The 6,481-nt window shown below is 67.2% G+C and carries 5 protein-coding genes; 1 reads left to right on the plus strand and 4 read right to left on the minus strand.

Going from position 1 to position 6,481, the window contains the following annotated elements; all coding sequences use genetic code 11:
• Window positions 1–34 precede the first annotated feature (34 nt).
• Window positions 35–1,096, plus strand: coding sequence for a Cj0069 family protein (locus tag MZTS_RS11550; RefSeq protein ID WP_024830187.1), 1,062 nt, complete (start codon window positions 35–37; stop codon window positions 1,094–1,096).
• A 515-nt stretch (window positions 1,097–1,611) separates the two neighbouring features.
• Here MZTS_RS11550 and MZTS_RS11555 read toward each other — a convergent pair.
• From MZTS_RS11555 to MZTS_RS11570, 4 genes are all read right to left on the minus strand, one after another.
• The gene (locus tag MZTS_RS11555) at window positions 1,612–1,803 is read right to left on the minus strand and encodes a hypothetical protein (protein ID WP_024830188.1); all 192 of its coding nucleotides are present in this window, start codon (window positions 1,801–1,803) and stop codon (window positions 1,612–1,614) included.
• 21 nt (window positions 1,804–1,824) lie between these two features.
• On the minus strand, window positions 1,825–3,249 hold the full coding sequence (locus MZTS_RS11560; RefSeq protein WP_192283944.1) for an exodeoxyribonuclease VII large subunit: 1,425 nt from the start codon (window positions 3,247–3,249) through the stop codon (window positions 1,825–1,827).
• Between the two features lie 77 nt (window positions 3,250–3,326).
• On the minus strand, window positions 3,327–4,190 hold the full coding sequence (locus MZTS_RS11565) for a hypothetical protein (RefSeq protein ID WP_192283945.1): 864 nt from the start codon (window positions 4,188–4,190) through the stop codon (window positions 3,327–3,329).
• A gap of 1,108 nt (window positions 4,191–5,298) precedes the next feature.
• A partial coding sequence (locus tag MZTS_RS11570) for a hypothetical protein (protein ID WP_210329245.1) occupies window positions 5,299–6,481 on the minus strand: 1,183 nt, incomplete at its 5' end.

Genomic DNA, 6,481 nt, shown 5'->3' on the forward strand with positions numbered 1-6,481 from the left:
ACGATCCGCGCCAGCAATGCTCCCGGTGCCAAAGATGACGGGTCCAGGCCAGCATCCCTTCAAGGTCGCCGTCGTCTGGCGGGGCGACGCCCGGGCGCGAGCCGAAGCGCGTCCGGAAACCAGCCGGTTCGCGGCGGTGTTCGCCGTCCTTGAGCGGCACGGGCTCGCCGGCGAGCCCGCCGTATGGGTGGAGGAGCTCGCCGATGACGTCCGGGCCCAGCTTATGGCGGTGGACGCCGTGTTGGTCTGGGTGAACCCAGTGACTGAGGACACCGGCGAGGACCGCAGAGCTCTCGACGCGGTGCTGCGGGAGGTGGCGGCCGCCGGGATCCTCGTCAGCTGTCATCCCGACGTAATCGACCGGATAGGCACGAAGGAGGTGCTGGTCCGGACGCGGGAGTTGGGTTGGGGCACGGATACGCACCTCTACGCCAGCCATGCCGCGCTCGCGGCGGAGTTCCCCGCGCGCGTCGCCGAGGGGCCGCGGGTGCTGAAGTGCAGCCGCGGCAACGGCGGCATCGGCGTCTGGAAGGTAGAGCGCGCCGCGGGTCCCGACGTGCTGGTGCAGGAGGCGCGCGACCGGAGCCGGCGCACGATGCCACTCGACGCGTTCCTGGCCGAGCGCGCCGCCGACTTCGCGGCGGGCGGCCCCCTCGTCGACCAGCCGTTCCAGGCGCGGCACCTGGAGGGGATGGTCCGCTGCTACGTGAGCGGTACGCGGGTGGCCGGGTTCGGTGCCCAGTACGTGACCGCGCTCGCCTCGCCCGAGCATGGACGGGCCCCACCGCGCCTCTATTCTGGGCCGGACGACGCGCGCTTCCAGCACCTGCGCGGCCTGATGGAAGCGGAATGGATACCTGAGATGACGCTTCTGCTCGGCTTGGTCCCGGACGACCTGCCGGTCGTCTGGGACGCCGACTTCCTGCTCGGGCCGAAGGGCGCCGCCGGCGAGGACACTTACGTGCTCTGCGAGATCAACGCGAGCTCGGTTTACCCCATTCCAGACGAGGCGCACGACACCCTGGCCGCGACGCTGCGACATCGATTGGACGATGCCCACCGACCGGTGGAGCGGGACGCGGCCTTCGGAGGCTGACCGGAACCGGTTGTTAGCCTGGAAACAGCCTTGGAATACCGGATCGCTCCTCGTTTCATAGCGTACCCTTATGCGAATGGGCGGCCGCTGCCGTCACGGTGAACGTCCGCTATGGAGTGGCGTCCGCGGCTTCGTGAATGACCGGGATGGGCGCAAAGCAGCCAGAGGAGCCGTCCAGCACACGTCCGCTATCGGGATCCGAAGGGCTACGTGTGAACGATGGCGTTTGGTCGCAATCAGTCCGTCCGCATTTGCGTCAGCAAATCCCATTACGGCCGGCGGCTCTCAAAGATTGTCATCCGCTCCAACAAGAGCATGTCCGGAATGGCGTTTTTTTAGGCAACACGTCCGACCGTAGCTGACGCTTTGTCCGAGGCAGAGGTAATCGGCCCTTCCGGGGTTTGGATAGGTACCCATGCCTCTCCCGAGGCGGCATCCGCGACGGGCGTCGCGGATGTGTTTCCTCAGGCGCCACCGCCGATGGTATGACATCGGCGGTGACCCGGATCCTCGGGCTATGCCGACCGGCGGCGCAGGTCAGCGATCCGGGCGTTCAGCACGGCGCGCAACTCTTGCACCTCGACATAGGCGGCCTCGGCCTTCTCGAAGGCGGACAATCCGTCCTTTTGGATTTCCTGGGTCAGCGCCTCGATGCGCCGGACCGCGGTCAGGAAGCTCGGCGTCTCGGGTGAGCGGGTCTTGGACATGGTCAATCTCCTGGTCGCAGATCAGTTGTATGTGACGAAGGTCGGCACGACCCGGACGAAGATCGTCCCGTCGCGGAAGTGCAGGAACAGCGGCATGTGGGACTTGAGCTCGCGATAGCGCTCGATGACGAGGCCGGTGTCGGCCGCCGTCACCAGCGCCCAACCCGGCTCCCAGGCCGGGTCGTCGTCATCCCCATCGCCGAAGCCGAGCACCTCGATGGGAGCGGCATATGGCTTGATCTCGGCTGTCGCGCCGGTCCCAACGCCAGCTGCCGCGGCAAGGCCGGTCAGCAGGCTGCGCTCAACGCCTCGATTGAGCTGTCGCAGCCGCCGATCGGCGAGTTCCGCGAGATCGCCGAGGCTCGCGGCGAAGCCCTGCAAGGCCCCCGCCAGGGCGATGCGCCCAGCCGCCTCCAGATTCTCCGCGAGGGCGGCGTCGAACGCCGCGAGCGCGCGCTCGGCTCGTACGCCGGTGGCCTCGACAAGCCGGCGCACCAGTATCGCCGCGGCCGTCGGGGTCGGCTCAGATCGCGCCGCGACCGCATCCAGGGCGGTGAGCGGCGTCCCGGCATGGCCGAGCCCTGCGATGACGTTCGGAGTCCCGGTGGCCGCGCGCACGGTCGCGTAGGCGTTGAGGGCCTGGAAGCCCTCGACCGGACCGCCCCCTCGGCAGACCAGGGTCGCCGATAGGCCGTGCTCGCGGTGCAGCTCGCCCGCTCGGCCGAACGCCTCGCTCAACGAGTGCTCCGCCGACGGTCCCTCGAACATCGCGTAGATCCGGTGGAGCCGGATCAGGCCGTTCTCCTCCAGTGGGCGCAGGACGTGCTCGACGTCGCGACGGGCATCGCCGAACTCGGCGGCGATCAGCGCGATGTGGCGCGGATCCTCGGGCACCTCCCAGGTCCCCGGGCCTAAGCGGCGCCCCTCGCGCCTCAGGCGCTGCAGCGTCCTCTCCCGCTGGATCTCGCCCTCGACCGGCACCGCGCCGACCGAGATCACAGCGATGACCCTGGCTTGTACCCCGGCACCGCGCCCGTAGCGCTGACGCAGGCTGGTTTGCAGCCGGAGCACGACGGTCCTGTTGACCAAGGCCGCCGGATCGAGGGCGTCGCCGATCGCATCCCGGCAGGCGGCGAGGTCGGCAGCGGCGAGCCGAACCTTGAGCCGGGGCGGCTCGAGGCTACTGCTTGGATCGGCCTCGCCGAGCAGGAGCAGGTGTCCGTCGGACCCGAGGGGTGCGACGGTCAGGACGCTGGCCCGCACCGTGTGCTCGCCTCGCAGGCGTTGGCGCAGCCAGCCGAGCAGATCGCGGAGCTCGCGGATCTCGTCGGCGACCCGGGTCGCCCCTGCGTCGTCCAGCGGGATAGGAGGAGGACGGGCATCGCCCGGTTCAGCCGGGGGTACAGGCCCCCCGTGGGTCTTAGGAAAGAATCTGTGGTGTCGCATCGTGTCGTTCGCTGAGGTCGGGATGGGGCAGTGGTCCGGCGGCCAGCATGCCGGCGGCCGGATCGTCGAGGGTGGCGTCAGTCGAACAGCGGCCCGGGCTTGCCGTGCGGCGTCTTCGCCTTGCGCGTGGGCTTGGGGATCGCCTCGATCAGTTCGGCGATCGCATCGAGCCGCGCCCGGTCGGCCAGCCGCAGCTCCTGCCGGAGGATGCCGGCGAGGAAGGCCAGGATCTCGTCCGGGTGATCGAAACAGCGGTGGGCCAAGCCGTCGAGCAGCGTCGGCGACGACGCGCGGCGCGTGATCACCGGCACCGGCAAAACGGCGACCTGACGCATCAGCCCGTCGTCCGACAGCTCGCGGAACGCGAACCCACAGCCCGGGTCCACGACCACCACGTCCAGGGAACCCCACTCGTACTGATCGATCGCACAATCGAACGCATGCCGAAGCGCGGCGACCGAGCCCGGCTGCTCGAACGCGATCGGATGTCGGATCAACTCGATGGCGCCCTGATCCCACCAATGGGCGAGGGCATTGACCAGCGGGTGCTGAGCGCCGTCATCCGGCTCGATTAGGAACACCCGCCGGAGCCGGCGCGGGACCGGCAGGTCGTGCTGCCGGACCCACAAATAGTCGGCTTCCAGGCCATCCCGAACCACAGCGTCCTGCTCGGCCCATCCCGTCAGGAAGGCGTCGCGCACGAAGCCGGCGACCCCCGCGGTGAGGTTGCCCAGCGGCTCGGCCACGAAGGTCAGCTTGAGTTCGTGTTCGCCGATGATCGCACCGGGATCGAGCAGGATGCCGGTCGCGTCCTGGATCTCGCGGATGAGGTCGCCGGAGAGGAAGGCGTGAAGCCTTCCGGTACGGTCAGGATCGACAGGTTGGAGTTCGAGGGTAAGGCCGTCCTTGTGCCGGCGCGGGCGCTCGACCCGTGCGCGCACCCGCAAGCCCGGCGACTCGTGCGGGCGGCCGGGCTCGTTCGCGCCGGTGGGCGCGTCATGATCTGTATCTGTCATTTGTGATGTCCATCGTCAGGGGAAGGGGCGAAGGCGCCTCACCGACCGTCCAGCGAGCGCTGTCCGAGCGCCGCGTTCTGCCGTCCCCGTCCTCCTTGGGCTTTTGGGGCGAAGGGCCTTCGCCTGATCTGCTGTGATTGGACTGCTTTCCCCTCCGCTCCCGCAGCCGCAGAGGCTCGGGAGCGCGTCGCCTTTCGCTTGATTATGTTCTTCTAAGTTTGCTGTGTTTCGACTTGCTTCAGGCTCCCCGATCGGGCCGCAACGCCGACGATCCGAGCGCTCAAGGCTCGCAAGGGGTCGAGCGTCAGCGATAGGAAGAGCGTGAACTCGTCGGGCGATAACCGCACCTCCGCGGCGCGCTCCAGGCGTCCACGAAAGGTCGCAAATGCGGGCGGACAGCTTTCCGTCCTGGCTCGGATGAAATCGCTGCAGTTCGTGGGGGAAACTGCCTCGGTATGGGCCCGTATGATCGGCGCGAGCGCGCACCCAGAGCCTCGCCAGCTCGAGATCGCAGCCAGCCTCGTTCTCGCCGGCGGGCATGTCGTAGGTTGTGATCTCTTCGTGTTCGTGAGGAAGAGAGCACAGATGCCTCGCCGCCCTCCGTCGTCGCATTACTCCCGGTGTTCGCGAACTGTCTTTGCTTCACCCCGCCTCGGTTCTCGTCTCATCGATCTCGGCACGATCAGCCCCCGGGCTCTCGGGCGGCAACGCTCTGTCAGTGAACGTCTTTCAGGCTCAAAGCGATAACCGACGTAGGGTTGGGAGTGATAACCGACGTCTATCCAATTTTGGTGATATCCCACGTGACGGCGACCACCTCGATCCTAAGTCCGAGCGGAGGGGCGCCGGCTGAGCCCAACTACTCGAACTTCTGCCGTTGTTCGAAAGCAGGATATCTTACGGCGTCGTACCCCAGGCCCCGCTGTCGGATCAGGACGATCCGACAGCTCCTTGCCTCGTCTTCGCAGCGCTCGCAGCAACAGGTGCCTGGCCCGGCCTTGCCTTCCGGCTTCGGTATCCCGCAATCTAAGCCTCAGGCACGAGAGGCAGCGACCAGCGGCCAATCATATCTGCTGATCAGCCAAACACTCCAATCGACGATCCATTCACTCATCCAGTCGTCGTTCTCGGCGAAAGCCTCCGCGAAGGCGTCCTCCTGAGCGTCGTCATGGAATGCAAGCGCCGCGCGCACGTCGTCCAGGCATAGGTACCCGCACGCCACCATCTCAAGGCCCGCGTGGATCAGGTCGGCACGATCCTGCATCAGCACGGCCATCACATCGCGGCGCAAACGCTCGCAGAGTACCGCGTCGGTTAAGACTAGCAGGGCGTCCTCGTCGAGTCCGGCCAGAACCTTGAGCGGGCTCTTCTTCGTACGCCCCTCCCTGTACGCGACGACCGGATTTCTCCTATCCGCCTCTTGGCCGTCAGAGAGCTTGTGCTGGCGAAGCCAGAGGTCGGCAGTAAGCGCGTCCCAGGCATCCATCGGTTCCTTCAGGTCGCCGGGATCAGGCGGCCAGCTGGACATGAATTCGGAGGCATCGTGTATGGTCCAGCAATCGAGGGTCTGGGCTCCAGGTAAGAATGGGAGATCCCAGCACGGGTGATCGGCCAGAATCTTCGCGGGCGGGCGTCCGCGGAAGCCGAGGTCGAACGGCTTTTCGCCATAAACCTTTAGCTCCGGTGGCAGTAAGGTAAGGTCGCGACACGCTCGGCGGGCTTCCCGGAAGGCACCGGACGCGAACACCGCGGGCAGCGCTTGCACGAGATCGGGATCTGTCAACGGCATCGGACCATCGATCCGCGCCTTCCAGATCGCCAAGTCGAGGCCAGCAATCTGAGCGACTGCGCGCAGGATGGGGCGCATTTGGTCGTTGAGATGCTCTCGAACTGCGAGACGGCGCGCCTCGTCCGAGAATTCGGGCGTCATGCGATGCTGTGCCGACCGGTCGACGTCAGCGACCGCGACGTCGGGCCGATCTGACGTCACGTTGACGACCTCAGGGACCTGCGCTCCCATCAGGGACAGGCGGAAGCGCTGGCGGACGAGGTCGTGGCGGATGTGGCCGAGGAGCGTGGCGATGGTCGCTGGGTCGTGACGGCTATCCCGATCGGAGGAGGGATGGAGGGTGTATCGTGCGTCGTCCATGATCGTCGGTTCCCGATAGTCATGCTGAGAGGTTGCCAGCCGAGGGGCGTGGCGGCGGGGGGATGGC

The sequence above is a fragment of the Methylorubrum zatmanii genome (assembly GCF_014845115.1).
GTDB classification, from domain to species: domain Bacteria; phylum Pseudomonadota; class Alphaproteobacteria; order Rhizobiales; family Beijerinckiaceae; genus Methylobacterium; species Methylobacterium zatmanii.